Annotated in this window: 12 protein-coding genes; all 12 read left to right on the forward strand. The window is 46.6% G+C overall.

Going from position 1 to position 15934, the window contains the following annotated elements:
• Window positions 1-72: 72 nt before the first annotated feature.
• The 12 genes from tig to GCWU000182_RS06480 all read left to right on the forward strand — a co-directional run bounded on the left by tig (window position 73) and on the right by GCWU000182_RS06480 (window position 15934).
• A complete protein-coding gene (tig, locus tag GCWU000182_RS06425) occupies window positions 73-1353 on the forward strand; it encodes a trigger factor (protein WP_035364246.1) in 1281 nt (426 codons plus the stop codon).
• Between the two features lie 108 nt (window positions 1354-1461).
• Window positions 1462-2736 (forward strand): ATP-dependent Clp protease ATP-binding subunit ClpX, encoded by a 1275-nt coding sequence (gene clpX, locus GCWU000182_RS06430; RefSeq protein WP_023392000.1) that lies wholly within the window; start codon window positions 1462-1464, stop codon window positions 2734-2736.
• Entirely contained in the window at window positions 2733-3320 is a 588-nt protein-coding gene (gene yihA / locus GCWU000182_RS06435; RefSeq protein WP_023392001.1) for a ribosome biogenesis GTP-binding protein YihA/YsxC, read from the forward strand. Before clpX ends, yihA begins: the two co-directional genes overlap by 4 nt.
• An 11-nt stretch (window positions 3321-3331) precedes the next feature.
• Window positions 3332-4582: an MFS transporter gene (locus tag GCWU000182_RS06440; RefSeq protein WP_023392002.1), complete on the forward strand. Its 1251-nt coding sequence runs from the start codon at window positions 3332-3334 to the stop codon at window positions 4580-4582.
• Between the two features lie 26 nt (window positions 4583-4608).
• The gene (gene dnaG, locus GCWU000182_RS06445) at window positions 4609-6507 is read left to right on the forward strand and encodes a DNA primase (protein ID WP_023392003.1); all 1899 of its coding nucleotides are present in this window, start codon (window positions 4609-4611) and stop codon (window positions 6505-6507) included.
• Window positions 6508-6517: 10 nt separating this feature from the next.
• Window positions 6518-7657 (forward strand): RNA polymerase sigma factor RpoD, encoded by a 1140-nt coding sequence (rpoD, locus tag GCWU000182_RS06450; RefSeq protein WP_023392004.1) that lies wholly within the window; start codon window positions 6518-6520, stop codon window positions 7655-7657.
• 352 nt (window positions 7658-8009) lie between these two features.
• The gene (glyQ, locus tag GCWU000182_RS06455) at window positions 8010-8903 is read left to right on the forward strand and encodes a glycine--tRNA ligase subunit alpha (RefSeq protein ID WP_023392005.1); all 894 of its coding nucleotides are present in this window, start codon (window positions 8010-8012) and stop codon (window positions 8901-8903) included.
• A gap of 3 nt (window positions 8904-8906) precedes the next feature.
• The gene (gene glyS, locus GCWU000182_RS06460) at window positions 8907-10952 is read left to right on the forward strand and encodes a glycine--tRNA ligase subunit beta (protein ID WP_023392006.1); all 2046 of its coding nucleotides are present in this window, start codon (window positions 8907-8909) and stop codon (window positions 10950-10952) included.
• 37 nt (window positions 10953-10989) lie between these two features.
• A complete protein-coding gene (gene obgE, locus GCWU000182_RS06465; RefSeq protein ID WP_023392007.1) occupies window positions 10990-12294 on the forward strand; it encodes a GTPase ObgE in 1305 nt (434 codons plus the stop codon).
• Window positions 12295-12303: 9 nt separating this feature from the next.
• A complete protein-coding gene (locus GCWU000182_RS06470) occupies window positions 12304-14157 on the forward strand; it encodes an acyltransferase family protein (RefSeq protein ID WP_023392008.1) in 1854 nt (617 codons plus the stop codon).
• A 32-nt stretch (window positions 14158-14189) separates the two neighbouring features.
• Window positions 14190-15140, forward strand: a complete 951-nt coding sequence (rnz, locus tag GCWU000182_RS06475) for a ribonuclease Z (RefSeq protein ID WP_035364252.1) — start codon at window positions 14190-14192, stop codon at window positions 15138-15140.
• A complete protein-coding gene (locus GCWU000182_RS06480; protein ID WP_023392010.1) occupies window positions 15125-15934 on the forward strand; it encodes an SDR family NAD(P)-dependent oxidoreductase in 810 nt (269 codons plus the stop codon). The genes rnz and GCWU000182_RS06480 overlap by 16 nt, the downstream gene beginning before the upstream one ends.

A 15934-nucleotide genomic window follows, 5' to 3' on the forward strand; every position in this document is an offset into this window, starting at 1 on the left:
TTTACAAATTGGACGCTTTCAGTTAAAATTGTGGAGTGTGTAAATAAACAAGAAGCTATGGAGGAAAGTTACATGGTAGCGAAATTCGAAAAACAAGCAACAAATACAGGGGTATTAACCTTTGAAATTCCAGTAGAAGATGTGAAGAAAGCTTTAGACACAGCATTCAAGAAGGTACAAAAACGTTTGTCAGTACCTGGTTTCCGTAAGGGGAAAGTGCCACGTCAAATCTTCAACAATGTATATGGGGAAGCAGCGCTCTACGAAGATGCCTTGAACGCTCTCTTACCAGTTCATTTATCTAAAGCTATCCAAGAGGCTGAATTAGAAGTGGTAACTGAACCAAAGATTGACATCGAAAAACTCGAAGCAGGTCAACCTTGGGTCTTAAAAGCTGAAGTTGTCTTAAAACCAGAAGTTAAATTAGGCGACTACAAGGGCTTAGAAGTAGAAGCACAAGACCGTCAAGTGTCTGATCAAGATGTTAAGGATGAATTAGAATCTCGTCGTTTAGGTTTGGCTGAACTCGTTGTTAAAGAGGGCGCAGCTGAATTAGGCGACACAGTGGTTATCGACTTCGAAGGTTTCTTGGGTGACCAAGCATTTGAAGGCGGTAAGGGTGAAAACCACTCATTAGAACTCGGTTCTAACAGCTTCATCCCAGGCTTTGAAGACCAATTAGTAGGGACTAAAGCAGGCGACCAAGTGGAAGTAAAAGTAACCTTCCCAGAAGCTTACCATGCAGAAAACCTCAAAGGTCAAGAGGCTGTCTTCAAAGTGACCGTTCACGAAGTAAAAGCCAAAGAATTACCTGAATTAGATGACGAATTTGCAAAAGACGTTGATTCAGAAGTTGAAAGCCTAGCTGAATTAGAAAATAAAATCCGTGTTCAATTAGAAGAGTCTAAAAAGACTGCTGCTAAGGAAGTTGTCGAAGACTTAGCTTTACGTCAAGCAGTTAAGAACGCTGAAATCGTTGAATTACCAGAAGTAATGGTAGAAGACGAAATCAACCGTCAAGTATCTCACTTCACCAATAACTTGAAACGTCAAGGGATTAATGAAGACTTATACTTCCAAATCACTGGTACTAACGCTGAAGGCTTACGTGCTCAATTCGCTGAAGAAGCTGAATTACGTACTAAGACTAACTTAGTATTAGAAGCCATTGTCAAGGCTGAAGACATTCAAGTAACGGATGCTGAAATCGACGCTGAAGTTGCTGACTTGGCATCTCAATACAACATGTCTGCTGACCAAGTCAAACAATTTGTATCAACTGATATGTTAACTGCTGACATCCGTATGAAGAAGGCAATGAGCTTAATTGTTGATTCTGCGGTAGAAAAATAATAAAATAAACCTATTAGAATAACTATAAATGAGGGTTGCGAGAGTCTTAAGTTCAACGATGACTATCTGCATCCCTCATTATGTACGTTAGAGGAAGGATCGATTACCATGACCAGTAACCATACCGGGAATCATGGCGGCTACTATTGCTCGTTCTGTGGCAAGTCCCAAGATGAAGTCAATAAGATTATAGCAGGGCCAGATGTCTATATTTGTGATGAATGTGTAGGCCTATGCGAGGAAATCATTCGTCAGGATATGGTCGGTGATTCAGAAGGTTTTAGTGGCGTGAGCGTCCTCAAACCTGCCGAAATCATGGCCCATCTTAACCAATACGTCATCGGCCAGACTGAAGCCAAGAAATCCTTGGCAGTTGCCGTCTACAACCACTACAAACGTATTAACGCTAGCATTGCCACACATGAAGCGGATATTGAATTACAAAAGAGCAATATCTGTCTGATTGGGCCAACGGGCTCTGGGAAGACTTTTCTTGCCCAGTCCTTGGCCAAGTTACTTAATGTGCCTTTTGCGATTGCTGATGCGACTAGCCTAACTGAAGCCGGCTATGTGGGGGAAGATGTGGAAAACATCTTACTCAAGTTGGTTCAAGCAGCAGACTATGATATTGAAAAAGCTCAACACGGCATTATCTATGTCGATGAAATCGACAAGATTGCCCGTAAGAGTGAGAATGTCTCCATTACCCGCGATGTCAGTGGGGAAGGGGTCCAACAAGCCTTGCTCAAGATTTTGGAAGGGACGATTGCTAACATCCCACCTAAGGGTGGCCGTAAGCATCCTAACCAAGAGTTCATCCAACTAGATACCTCGCAAATTCTCTTTATTGTAGGGGGCGCCTTTGATGGCATAGAGTCCATTGTCAAGGAACGCTTAGGTAGCAAGGTCATTGGTTTTGGCAGCAGTAATGGCAAGTTGGACCAATCCAAGTCGCTCATGCAACAAGTTACGTCAGAAGACCTCTTGAAGTTTGGTTTGATCCCAGAGTTTATTGGGCGTTTGCCTGTTATGGCCATGTTAGAGAAGTTAACCCAAGAGGACTTGGTTCGTATCTTAACAGAACCTAAGAATGCCTTGGTTAAACAATATCAACGCCTCTTCCAAATTGATGGTGTAGAGCTAGAATTCAAGGAAAAGGCCCTGATTGCCATTGCCAAGCAGGCGATTGAGCGCAATACTGGCGCACGTGGCCTCCGTTCTATCCTGGAATCCGTCATGTTGGATATTATGTTTATCGTCCCAAGTGACGAAAATATCAGCCGTATTGTCATTACAGAAGATACGGTGCTAGGTAGCCACCAGCCATTCTATTACAACAAGCACAACAAGCGTATCAAACCGCAGAAGGAGACTGCTTCATGAAGGTAAGTCAGGCAGAATTAGTCATTAGTGCCGTCAGCCCAAAGCAATATCCACAAGATGCCTTGCCTGAAGTGGCTCTGGCGGGACGCTCTAATGTGGGCAAGTCTTCTTTCATTAATAAAATGATTGGGCGAAAGGGTCTGGCACGTACTTCCAGCCAACCTGGTAAGACCCAAACCCTTAATTTCTATGACATTAATCAGACCTTCCGTTTTGTCGATGTGCCTGGCTATGGTTATGCTCGGGTCTCCAAGACTGCGCGGGCAGAGTGGGGCAAGATGATTGAACATTATCTCCTGAATCGGGACAATGTTCGCGTGCTCTTTCTCTTAATGGATTTCCGCCATGAGCCAACCGAGTTAGATAAGGCCATGAAGGACTTTGCCGATGAAGCTCAGATTCCTTATGCTATCATCCTGACCAAGGTGGATAAGATTAAGAAGAGCCAATGGAATAAGCATTTATCCATGTATAAGAAGGCTCTAGATTTGCCGACGGTCGATGCGCTTTTCCCATTCTCAGCCGAAACGGGTTATGGCGCGCAAGATATCTGGGACGTTATTGAAGCCCAAATTGAAGACTAGGGAGGCTTGCTATGAAGAAATTTCTCTCTGGCTATACAAAGAAGGAGTGGGCTTGGATTCTCCAAGACTGGGCTAACTCCGTCTATTCTTTGATGATTACAGCCGCTATTTTTCCTATTTTCTATAAGGCTGTCACGGATAGTGTGGGCATGGCACCGGCCACTTCCACAGCCTATCTGGGTTACGCCAATTCCCTGTCCACCATTGTCGTGGCCGTTATGTCACCATTCTTGGGGACTAGTGCTGACTACAAAGGGGTACGGGGACCGCTCTTTACCTTTGGGACCCTGCTTGGGGTAGGCAGTGTATTGGCCATGATTTTTGCTGGCCCAAATGCCTGGCTCTATCTCTTAGTAGTATATACCTTATCCGCTATTGGCTTCTCCTTATCCAATGTCTTTTACGACTCTTCCATTATGGATGTGACGACTGAACAACGTTTGGATATGGTCAGCTCAGCAGGTTATGCCTATGGTTATATTGGCAGTGTCTTTGCCTTTCTGATTTTCTTTGCCTTGCAAGTGTCTGGTTGGCTGTCATCCCGTGATCTAGTCAATGTTGGCTTCTTGATCACAGCCATTTGGTGGTTTGCTTTTACTGTGCCTTATTGGCGCCATGTTAAGCAAGTCTCCTACATTGAGCACCACGATGGCCTAGTCAAGTCCACCTTACGCTCGCTCAAGGAAACAGTAGGTGAGCTCAAGCACTATCCAACCATTTTATGGTTCTTAGTAGGTTACTTCCTCTATATTGACGGGGTAGGGACCATTATCAAGATGGCGACTTCTGTGGGGAGCGATTTGGGTTTGCCTGCCAACCAATTGATTATCGTTCTTTTGGTGGTACAGGTTGTGGCCTTCCCGTCATCCCTGGCCTATGGTGCCTTGGCTAAACGATATGGCAGCCGCGCTTTGCTCTTCTTCGGCATTGGAACCTATGTGGTCATCTGTGTCTTTGCACTCGGATTGTCTGGTTTCCGAGATTTCCTAATCTTGGCGATTCTAGTTGGTACGGCTCAAGGGGGCATTCAGGCCCTGAGTCGCTCTTACTTTGGCCAGTTAATTCCTAAGCAAAAGACCAACCAATTCTTTGGTTTCTATAATATTTTTGGTAAATTCTCTTCCGTACTAGGGACCACCATCTTGGCCCTAGTCGCACAGATGACAGGGGACTCGCTCAAGGGGCTCTTCGCCATCATTATTCAATTCTTATTGGGTGCTTACTGTCTCTATCGGGCTAAGCCCCGCACCAACTCTGTTTAAGCTAGTTCAGTAAGGGAGGGCATCAGATGGCGGGTATTCCGAATGACATCATTGAATCGGTCAAAAAAGAAGCCGATATCGTGGCCATTATCAACCAATATGTAGCCCTGACCAAGCGCGGTAATAATTATACTTGCTCTTGTCCTTTCCACGAAGATAACAATCCTTCCTTCTCGGTTAGCCCGGATAAGCAGATTTATAAATGCTTTTCCTGTGGTAGAGGGGGCAATGTCTTTGGCTTCCTACAGGAAATGGAAGGGATTAGCTTTCCAGAAGCAGTTAAGAAGGTGGCTGAGCTATCCAATATAGCCCTCGATAGTCGCTATTTTGAGACGGGACAGGCTGTCAGTCAGCCCCACCAACGTTTGCTTGATTTACATGAAAAAGCCCGTGACTTCTATCACTTCTACCTAACTCAGACGGTAGCGGGGGAGTCAGCCTATGCCTATTTGAAACAACGTGAGCTTAAGGAAGAAACCTTGTCAGACTTTCATTTGGGTCTAGCGCCTGATAATCCTCAGTTGTTGATTCAGTATCTGTCAGAAGCAGGCTTTAGCCAAGATGAAATGCTGCAATCAGGAATCTTCTATGAAGCTAGCCAAGGTTTGATGGATCGTTTCCATGGTCGCATTATTTTTCCCTTGGAAGACCGCCAGGGTAGAACGGTCGCCTTTTCGGGGCGTATCTACCAAGCCGATTCAGGCGACGAGCAAAAAGTTGCCAAATACGTCAACTCACCTGAGACCGATATTTTCCATAAATCATCCCTGATTTATCATTTTGCTCAGGCTCGACCGCATATTCGCCGTCTCAACCAGGTTCTGATCTGCGAAGGTTATCTGGATGTGATTGCCCTGAGTCAGGCCGGTTTCCCGCAGGCCGTGGCGACCATGGGGACTAGCTTGACCAGCCAACACCTTAGCCAGTTAGGCAAGGTGACCCAGGAAATTATCTTCGCCTTTGATGGCGATGCTGCCGGTCAAAAGGCGACTGCTCGGGCTTTTGAGCTTAGTCTTACTTTACCGCGTCATACCGTCAAGGCCGTTGCCATTCCAGGTAAGATGGACCCTGACGAATGGATTAAGTCGCGTGGGGCGGATAGCTTCAAGTCGCTGATTAACCAGGCTATCCCTCGTTATGAGTTCCTTAAGAATTATCTGCAACAGGAATACCAGTTAGCAGACCTTGAACAGCGGGCACTCTATATTAATCGACTTTTAGACTTAGTTGCCCAGTTACCGTCACCAATTGAACGAACCATGCGTTTGCAGGCCTTAGCCGAGGAATTCGGTTTAGACTTGGCCATGTTGGAAGAGCAACTGGCTCAAGTTTCCTATCGTCAGCGCAAGGATCAGGCTAAGGAGAGCGACAGCCCCAAGCAAGATTCAGCTGACAAGTGGGCTAAGGCCCATTCTTCGGGATTCTCGGATCAGGCACTTCCATCAAAACCAGTTCAAGCTAAACCAGGGGTATTAGATGGCCAGATTAAGTCGCTTAAGGCCTATCATTGCGAGCGTTATATCCTATCAAACCTTATTTTTAACGAACCTGCTTGGCAATTTATTGAAGGCTTGGAGCAACCTCTGCTCTTTGTCCATCCAAGCGCTCAAGCTATTTATTATCAGCTGGAACACTTCTATTATGAAAAAGGAGGCCGTCTGCCTCTGAATGGTATCTTAGATGTGGAAGCCAGCCCTGATGAGCAACAATACTTGGCCAGTCTGATTTGGGATCATGCCCAAACCGACTATTCGGAGCAGGCCATGCAAGATTGCCTTAAAACCATTGATGCTGCCTTTACTGAAATTCAGCTTAAGGAGCTACAAACCAAACTCAAACAAGCCCAAATTCGTGGAGATAAGACCAAGATGAATGAATATCTGGTCGAAATCCTCCGCCTAAGCCGGCAATTAAAGAAAAACTAGGAGGTTTTTTATGGCTGAAGAAAAAGATCTAAAGTTAACTCCAAATCAAGACGTCGCCTCACCTTATCTTGAGGCAGTCCAAGCCCTCATTCTTGCTAAAAAATCAGAAGGGCAAGTCCACTATGACGAATTAACGGAGAAAATCGCCAGCCCTTACGGATTAGATGCTGACGGGATTGATACCTTAATTCAAATCGTCGAAGATAATGGGGTCTCCGTTGTCGGTGATGATGGGGGACCAACCAAGCAACAAATGGTCCGCGAAGAAGAACAATTGCAGGCTGATTTAGCCGCTGAATCTAAAACCGCGACTTCCAAGCTCAAGGTGAGTGACCCAGTACGTATGTACCTTAAGGAAATTGGGAATGTGCCACTTTTGAGCGCTGAGGAAGAAATCAACCTGGCCGTTCGTATCCAAGGCGGCGACGACATTGCTAAGCAAGAATTGGCAGAAGCCAACCTGCGTTTAGTGGTATCCATTGCCAAACGATATGTGGGCCGTGGCATGCAGTTCCTGGATTTAATTCAAGAAGGGAACATGGGCTTGATGAAGGCCGTTGAAAAATTCGACCACACCAAGGGCTTTAAGTTCTCGACTTATGCTACCTGGTGGATTCGTCAGGCCATTACCCGGGCCATCGCCGACCAAGCCCGTACTATCCGGATTCCAGTTCACATGGTGGAAACCATTAACAAGCTGGTTCGGGTCCAAAGACAGCTACTGCAAGATTTAGGTCGCGAACCAACACCTGAAGAAATCGGAGCGGAAATGGACCTACCAACTGAAAAAGTCCGTGAAATCCTCAAGATTGCCCAAGAGCCTGTTTCCTTAGAAACACCAATCGGGGAAGAGGACGACTCTCATTTAGGTGACTTCATTGAAGATGAGGGGGCCATGAGTCCAGAAGTCTTCACTTCTTCGGCACTATTGCGTGAGCAATTAGAAGATGTCTTAGATACCTTAACCGACCGCGAAGAGAATGTCTTACGTCTTCGCTTTGGTTTAGACGACGGTAACATCCGGACCCTAGAACAAGTAGGGAAAGTCTTTGGCGTGACCCGTGAGCGGATTCGTCAGATTGAAGCCAAAGCCTTGCGCAAGCTTCGCCATCCAAGTCGTTCCAAACAATTAAAAGACTTCTTAGAATAAGCAAGATATCGAAGCCTGATAGGCGTCCTGTTTAAGCAAAATAACAGGGCGCCTATGGTCATTAAAAGCGCGACTTTGCTTGACTTAAAGGCCGTTATGCCCTATAATAAAAGGGATTAAAAGCGCAATTAAAAGAAGATAGCTTAGCGACTCTGGGACGGTGGAAGCCAGAGCGAATCGATGGTAGTTTTTAAGTCACTCATAGGCATAAATGAAGCGCTAGTTCAATGTAACTAGAAATAGGGTGGAACCGCGAAGTTATCTTCGTCCCTATGGTGGTCAGTGGATTACCATAGGGACTTTTTATTTGTCGCCAGGGGTTTGCCGTCCCCGCTATAAAGGAGGAAGCATCATGAAGAAGAAAACCATGCAAGACATTATCATGACCTTACAGCAATTTTGGGCTAAGCAAGGCTGTCTGGTTTTACAAAGCTATGATACGGAGAAAGGGGCAGGGACCATGAGCCCTTACACCTTCTTACGTGCCATTGGCCCAGAACCTTGGAATGCCTGCTACGTCGAACCTTCCAGACGACCAGCAGATGGTCGTTACGGGGAGAACCCTAACCGTCTCTTCCAGCACCACCAATTACAGGTCGTCATGAAGCCATCGCCCCTTAACGTGCAAGAGCTCTATCTTGAGAGTTTAGAAGCCATTGGGATTGATCCTTTGGAGCATGACATTCGTTTCGTTGAAGACAACTGGGAGAATCCTTCTCTGGGCTGTGCCGGCTTAGGTTGGGAAGTGTGGATTGATGGGATGGAGATTACCCAATTTACCTACTTCCAACAAGTAGGGGGGCTTAAGTGCCATCCTGTGACAAGCGAGATTACCTACGGTTTAGAGCGTTTGGCCATGTATATCTTGGACGTTGAAGATGTTTATGAACTGGAGTGGGTGGAAGGCGTCAAGTATGGCGATATCTTCCGTCAACCTGAACGTGAGCATTCTGTTTATGCCTTCGAACAAAGCAATAGCGACTTGCTCTTCACCTTGTTTACTGAGTTTGAGCAAGAAGCACTTAAATTGATTGACTTAGGTTTGGTCCATCCAGCCTATGACTACATCCTCAAGTGTAGCCATACCTTCAACTTACTCGATGCGCGTGGCATGATTTCCGTATCAGACCGGGCCGGCTACTTAGGTCGTATTCGTAAGATGGCGCGTTCCGTTGCCCAAGCCTTTGTGGCTGAGCGTGAAGCCCTCGGCTTCCCACTCCTTAAAAATTCAGAAAGCGAGGCCTAGACCATGGCAGAATTTTTACTTGAAATTGGCATGGAAGAAATTCCAGCACGCTTCCTCTTAGATTTATCACAACAATTAGAAAAACGGGTGGCTGACTTCTTAGCAGAAGAGCGCTTAGCTTACGAAAGTCTCAGCGCCTACGCTACACCACGCCGTTTGGCGGTCCTGGTCCACGGTTTGGCTGAGCGTAGTCAGGATGTATCGACCAAGGCAAAAGGCCCATCCCTAAAAATCGCCAAAGACGCAGAAGGCAATTGGACCAAAGCAGCCCTTGGCTTCATCAAAGGTCAAGGCGCTAGCCAAGAAGATGTAATCATAGAAAGCATCAAAGGCGAAGACTATATCTTCGTGAACAAGCATTTGCCAGGTCAAGCTGCAGACCAGGTCTTGTTAGGTCTTAACCGGGTCTTGGAAGCCATGACCTTCCCAGTCACCATGACTTGGCATGACTACGAGACCCCATTCATTCGTCCAATTCACTGGATTGTGGCCCTATTAGACCAAGCTTTGGTGCCATTAGAGTTTGTTGGCGTTAAATCAGACCGCATCTCTCGTGGCCATCGTTTCTTAGGCCATGATGTGACCTTAGCACAAGCTACAGACTATGTGGAGGCTTTACGTGAACAACACGTCCTAGTGGATTTTGAAGAACGCCGGGCCAATATCCGCCAACAATTGGCTAATTTAGCTTCAGCTCAAGGCTGGCAAGTACCAGTGGATGAAGATTTGCTTGAAGAAGTGACGGCTATTGTCGAATGGCCAACCGTCTTCTATGGCGACTTCGAAGACAAGTATTTATCAGTACCACACTGTGTCTTGATTACGGCTATGCGTGATCACCAACGTTATTTCTATGCCTTAGATGCTAAAGGTGAGCTCTTGCCTGTCTTCATCTCAGTACGTAACGGGAATGATCAGCACTTAGCCAACGTCGTCAAAGGTAACCAAAAAGTCCTGCGGGCTCGCTTGGAAGATGCCTTATTCTTCTATCAAGAAGACCTCAAGCATGACTTAAACTTCTTTGTCGATAAACTAGCCAACGTTAATGAACACTTTAAGTTAGGCACTTTGGCTGACAAGCAAGTCCGTGTTGGCGCCTTAATTCGTCAACTACAAAGTAATCTAAACTTAGATCAAGCGTCTTATGAGGCAGCTTTACGTGCTAGCCAGATCTACAAGTTTGACCTCATGACCCAAGTGGTTGGCGAGTTCGACGAACTCCAAGGTCAAATCGGGGAAATTTACGCCCGCCATTATGGGGAAGAGGCCTTGGTTGCCCAAGCCATTGGGACCCAATACCTGCCAACGACTAGCGGTGGTGCGCTACCAAACCAAGATGCGAGTGCGCTCTTGGCCTTGGCTGATAAGCTTGACACCTTGTTCCAATACTTCAAGGTTGGCTTAATTCCAACGGGTTCTAACGACCCTTACGCCCTTCGTCGTACGGCTATGGGGATTGTGGAGATTCTCTTAGATCGCGGTTGGGAATTAGACTTGTTACCAGTCTTTAAGCAGCTAGTGGAAGCCCAAGAAGGGGACCAAGAACTCTTGAAGCAGCTAGCAGACTTTGTCTGGGCACGGGTTGCTGTGCATTTACGTAACCAATCTGTCGATATGGACCAAATCCAAGGGATTGGAGCAGCTAAGCACTTAGAAGTGGGTAAGGCCAACTATGTGGCGCATTTCCTCAAGACCCACAAGGATAAGAACCCAACAGCCTATAAACGCTTCTTAGAAGCTATTACCCGGGTGGTCAATCTGGGAGCTAAGGTTCAAGAAGAAACTCAGCTTAACTTAGACTTAGCTCAAACTGATTCTGAGGCTAAGCTACTAGAAGCAGCTGCTAAAATTGACCAATACAAGATTTCAGTTGATGCCCTCTACATGTATCTGGATAACCTAGTGCCAGTTATTGAAGCCTACTTCGATGACAATAAGGTTAATGCCGACGATGAAACTATTCGAGCTAACCGTTTGGCTACCCTCAAGGTGCTGACAGAGGCAGTCTTGGAACTCTTTGATTCACGCTTATTGATTAATAAATTTTAAGACTCAACTAGATGAGTTAGAGAAAGGAGTGCTTTCAATGTCGACCTTTTTAGATCGTGCAAGGGTCACAGTCAAAGCCGGTAAAGGCGGCGACGGTATGGTGGCCTTCCGACGCGAAAAGTATGTCCCAGATGGCGGGCCGGCCGGCGGTGACGGCGGTCGGGGTGGCAGTGTCATCTTCCGAGTGGATGAAGGCCTGCGGACCCTGATGGATTTCCGTTATAATCGTCACTTTAAGGCCAAAAACGGCGAAAATGGTATGAGCAAAGGCATGTATGGTAAGGCTGCGGAAGACCTAATTGTGTCGGTTCCACCTGGTACCATTATCCGCGATGCTGCGACTGACAAATTGCTAGCCGACCTAGTAGAACAAGGCCAGGAATGTGTCGTTGCTAAGGGCGGTCGTGGTGGACGCGGCAATATTAAATTTGCTACCCATAAGAATCCGGCTCCTTCCATCGCCGAAAATGGCGAGCCAGGTGAAGAAGCCGACCTGCAATTAGAGCTAAAAGTTCTGGCTGATGTAGGCTTGGTAGGGTACCCAAGTGTAGGAAAATCGACGCTCTTGTCTGTTATTAGTAATGCCAAACCTAAAATCGCAGACTATCAATTTACGACCTTAACCCCTAACCTGGGCGTGGTCAAACTCAATTACGACCAGGAATTTATTGTGGCTGACATGCCAGGTCTGATTGAAGGAGCCTCGCAAGGGGTAGGCTTGGGGATTCACTTCCTCCGCCACATTGAGCGGACCAAGGTCTTGCTACATGTCATTGACATGGCAGCGACCCATGAACGGGATCCCTTCCAAGATTACCTCGATATCATGCATGAGCTAGCTTCCTATCACGAGAAATTACTTTTACGTCCTATGGTCATTGTGGCCAATAAGATGGACCAAAGCCAAGCCCAAGAGAATTTACCTAGCTTCAAGCAGCAGCTAGAAGCCTATTGCCAACAAGAAGGCTTAGCCTTGCCCGCTATTTTTGAAGTATCTGCTTGGCAAGCCAAGGGGCTCAAGCCACTCTTGGCCTTTACCTATGACTTGGTACAAAATTCTGACTTTATTCCTTTATTTGAGGAAGAGCCAGAAGAAGTGCATTACCAATTAGAAGAGGAAGTGCCGTTCACTTTAACCAAGCTTGATGCGGGTTACTGGCAATTGTCAGGGGCTAAGATTGAAAAACTCTATGCCATGACCAATATGGCCCACGACGAGAGCGTGGCGCGTTTTGCCCGCCAATTACGGTCTATGGGTGTAGACCAAGCCTTACGTGAAGCAGGGGCTGAATCCGGTGACCTAGTTGATTTAGCCGGCTATCAATTTGAATTCATGGATTAAGGGGAGGGGATGCGCGTGACCAATAAAACATCCACTAAAAGTCCTCGTTTGGCCTTCTTCGACGGCTATCGTGGGGTCTTAATCCTCTTAATTCTGACCTATTATTTCTTCCAGCATATCTTGCCTGGGGGCTTTCTGGCCGTTAATGCCTTCTTGATGGTAGCGGGTTTCTTCGCTTTCCGGCATTTCTATACGGCACCTACGCTGAGAAAATCAGTCTCGATTAAATCCTATCTTAAGTCCAGACTGGAACGAATTTTCTTCCCAACCTTGTTTATGGTCTTGCTGGTAGCAGCCTATATTGCCTTGTTTGCGCCGGATTATTTCTATAATTTGCGTAATATGGGTTTTTCTAGCCTTTTCTTCGTTAACAACTACTATCAGATTTTGTCCAACCAATCCTACTTTGTCCAGGCGGCCAATCCGAGTGCCTTTACCCATCTCTGGTACATTTCCATCTATGCCCAGCTGATTCTCTTGACGCCTTTTGTGGTCAAACTAGTCTATTCCTGGCATCGTAATCCAGCTACTGCTGCCATTATGTTGGTGGCTCTATCCATTGCCTCGGCAGTACTCTTAGGTTATCTCTATCAAGATGGCCAGGATCCAAGTCGGATTTACTATGATTTGTTAACAAGGGCCTTTGCCTTTACCTTTGGTGGGGCATTAGGTTATCTCTTCCCAGTCCATCTCAAGCCAAAAGTTATATCCAAGCGTCAGCAACAGGTCTTTAATGGGATTGGGATTGCCAGTGTCATCTTAATGACCTTTATGTTGCTCTTTATGTATGGGACGCAACCCTTTGCCTACCGTTTTGGGATGTTGCTTTTTACTTTGCTGTCCATGGTATTTGTCATTGTCAGTCTCCATCCCTCAACCTGGCTACATAAGCTCTTAAGTCTGCCAGTCTTTACCTTTTTCGGTAAACGCAGCTTATCTTACTACCTATGGTTTTACCCAATCCACTTGGTCATTCCAGACCGTTTGAATGGCTTCCATAATATTTGGATTTCAGTCGGAGTTCAGTTCCTATTGATTATGTTGATGGCGGAAATTTCCTACCAACTCTTCGAACGGCGTCGCTTGATCTTGCCATTTGGTCAAGATTTCAACTGGAAACAAACCCAAGCGCGAGTGCGTTACCTGGTTCAACACCGGGCTAGCCTTTGGGGCATTAAGACCCTGGCGATTAGCTATCTCTTAGTGTCAACCATTGGTTTAGTAGCTTTGGCTATTACGCCAGAACAGAAGAACAAGGCAGCCGATGAGTTAGCAACTGTTATTGAATCTAACCAAAAATTGGTGGAGGAGACTAAGGAGCCGGAAAGTCAGGAAACCAAGGTCATCAATAACATTGAAGGCCTTAACCGTCAAGAACTCCTACAAGCAAACGCCCTTGAAGTAACCTTTGTGGGGGACTCTATTCTCTTAGCGTCAGCTGATAAGGTTAAGGAAGTCTTTCCTAAGGCGATTGTTGATGGTCAGATTGGTCGTCAGCTCTACCAAAGTAATGAGGTTATCAATAGCCTTAAGGCCTCTGGTAAGCTCAAGGGGACGGTAGTGACCGTCCTAGGCTCTAACGGGACCTTTACAGATGGTCAGCTGAATGACTATATTAACGCTATTGGGACGGACCGGGAGCAGTACTTTGTGACTTCTTCGGTTGATAAGGTCTGGGTAGAAGATGCCAATAATCGTCTCTTCGCCGCAGCCAACCGCTACTCTAATGTCAAAGTCATTGACTGGCGGACCTACGCCAAGGGCCACGATGATTGGTACTATGAGGATGGCATCCATCCAAACCCAACCGGTGCCCTGGAATTTGCTAAATTCGTTGCCAATCAAATAGCGCAAAATCGCTAAGAAATTGGCAAATAAACAGAAAGGAAATGAGCATGAAGTTATTATTTTTAGGTACTGGGGCGGGTGTCCCAAGCCGCAATCGTAATGTGAGTGCTCTAGCCCTCAAACTCCTTGATGAACTCAATGAGGTTTGGCTATTTGATTGTGGTGAAGCTACCCAACATCAAATTTTAGAAACCTCTCTTAAACCTCGAAAAATCACCAAGATTTTCATTACCCACCTACATGGCGACCATATCTTTGGTCTGCCTGGTTTCCTTAGCTCGCGTTCCTTCCAAGGAGGCGATCAACCCCTGACCCTTTACGGGCCATCGGGGATTAAGGACTTTGTCGAGTCGGCCTTACGCTTGTCCAAATCACGTCTGCTATATCCCTTAGAGATTGTTGAACTATCCCCTAAGGGAGGTCGTCTAGATTTAGGCAAGGGTTGGTTGGTGGATTATCAGGCACTCAACCATGGTATTTTAAGCTTTGGCTATCGAATCATGGAGCCAAGAACCAGCGGCGAGCTTTTAGTCGATCGACTGGCTTCCTATCAGATTCCTAACGGGCCCATTTTTGGTCAGCTCAAACGCGGTGAGACCGTCACCTTAGCGGATGGCACCGTCCTTAACGGACAGGACTTTCTAGCGCCAGCCAGAGAGGGAAGAGTGGTCACCATCCTGGGAGATACCAAGACCTGTGATGCCATTCAAGAACTAGCTCAAGATGCAGATGCCTTAGTCCACGAATGTACATTTGAAGAAAGTGAAGCACGGATGGCGGCCTCTTATCATCATTCGACTAGCCGTCAGGCCGCTCAAGTGGCTCAGGCAAGCAATGTTAAAGCCCTCTACCTAACCCATATTAGCGCCCGCTATATGGGCAGGGACGCCAAGCAATTAGAAGACCAAGCACGCCGCATTTTTGAAGGTGCGCGACTGGTCTATGACTTTGATGAGTTTGATGTGATTGGAGGAGACAGCTCATGTCCAGAAGCTTAGATAAGCAAGTCGTCATCATCACGGGTGCGACGAGTGGTATTGGCCAAGCAGTGGCCCACCAATTGGCCCAAGAAGGCTGTAAGTTAGTATTGGCTGCCAGACGTCAGGACCGCCTGCAAGCCCTAGCTCAAGAGCTAGAAGATCAGTGGGGCACAGAGGTCCTAGTCCAAGTAACGGATATGTCTCAGCCTCAAGCAATTGAGACACTAGTTGAGGCGACACTTGGAGCCTTTGGTCGTATTGACATTCTCTTCAGTAATGCAGGCTATGGCGACTTCCAAGCCTTCTCAGATAATCAACCTCAAGCAGTAGTAGATATGTTCCAAGTCAATGTCTTCGGCATGATGTACTTGAGCCAGTTGGTGGCTATCCAGCAGTTGAACCAAGGTGGTCCGGGACAAATTCACTTAGTAGGCTCTATTGCGGGTAAAATCCCGACCGCTATGACTAGCGCTTATGCAGCGTCTAAGGCGGCTATTATCGCTTATGCTGATGCCCTGAGACTGGAACTCTATGAGACGCCTGTTCAAGTCTCCACCATCAATCCGGGGCCAGTTAAGACGGCTTTCTTCGATCGTTCGCCACAAATGTTAGCCTACGCCCAAGTAGTCGAGGCCTTCAGTCTTGAAGCGGATGAGCTGGCTAGTCGCATTGTAGCCAATATGAAACGCAAGCAAGTCAAACGAGAATTAAATCTGCCTTGGCAGTTAGCCTTTGCTTCAAAGCTCTACGGCTTATTCCCACAGGCTGGAGATTTCTTAGCCGCCCGCTTGTTTAATTTGAAGGAGGAATAG

The sequence above is a fragment of the Abiotrophia defectiva ATCC 49176 genome, from assembly GCF_000160075.2.
Taxonomy (GTDB): Bacteria; Bacillota; Bacilli; order Lactobacillales; family Aerococcaceae; genus Abiotrophia; species Abiotrophia defectiva.

Coding starts and splice junctions, on each gene's coding strand:
- glyS (WP_023392006.1), top strand. CDS start 8,907: ATGGCAGAATTTTTACTTGAAATTGGCATGGAAGAAATTCCAGCACGC.
- glyQ (WP_023392005.1), top strand. CDS start 8,010: ATGAAGAAGAAAACCATGCAAGACATTATCATGACCTTACAGCAATTT.
- obgE (WP_023392007.1), top strand. CDS start 10,990: ATGTCGACCTTTTTAGATCGTGCAAGGGTCACAGTCAAAGCCGGTAAA.
- GCWU000182_RS06480 (WP_023392010.1), top strand. CDS start 15,125: ATGTCCAGAAGCTTAGATAAGCAAGTCGTCATCATCACGGGTGCGACG.
- rnz (WP_035364252.1), top strand. CDS start 14,190: ATGAAGTTATTATTTTTAGGTACTGGGGCGGGTGTCCCAAGCCGCAAT.
- dnaG (WP_023392003.1), top strand. CDS start 4,609: ATGGCGGGTATTCCGAATGACATCATTGAATCGGTCAAAAAAGAAGCC.
- rpoD (WP_023392004.1), top strand. CDS start 6,518: ATGGCTGAAGAAAAAGATCTAAAGTTAACTCCAAATCAAGACGTCGCC.
- tig (WP_035364246.1), top strand. CDS start 73: ATGGTAGCGAAATTCGAAAAACAAGCAACAAATACAGGGGTATTAACC.
- GCWU000182_RS06470 (WP_023392008.1), top strand. CDS start 12,304: ATGCGCGTGACCAATAAAACATCCACTAAAAGTCCTCGTTTGGCCTTC.
- clpX (WP_023392000.1), top strand. CDS start 1,462: ATGACCAGTAACCATACCGGGAATCATGGCGGCTACTATTGCTCGTTC.
- GCWU000182_RS06440 (WP_023392002.1), top strand. CDS start 3,332: ATGAAGAAATTTCTCTCTGGCTATACAAAGAAGGAGTGGGCTTGGATT.
- yihA (WP_023392001.1), top strand. CDS start 2,733: ATGAAGGTAAGTCAGGCAGAATTAGTCATTAGTGCCGTCAGCCCAAAG.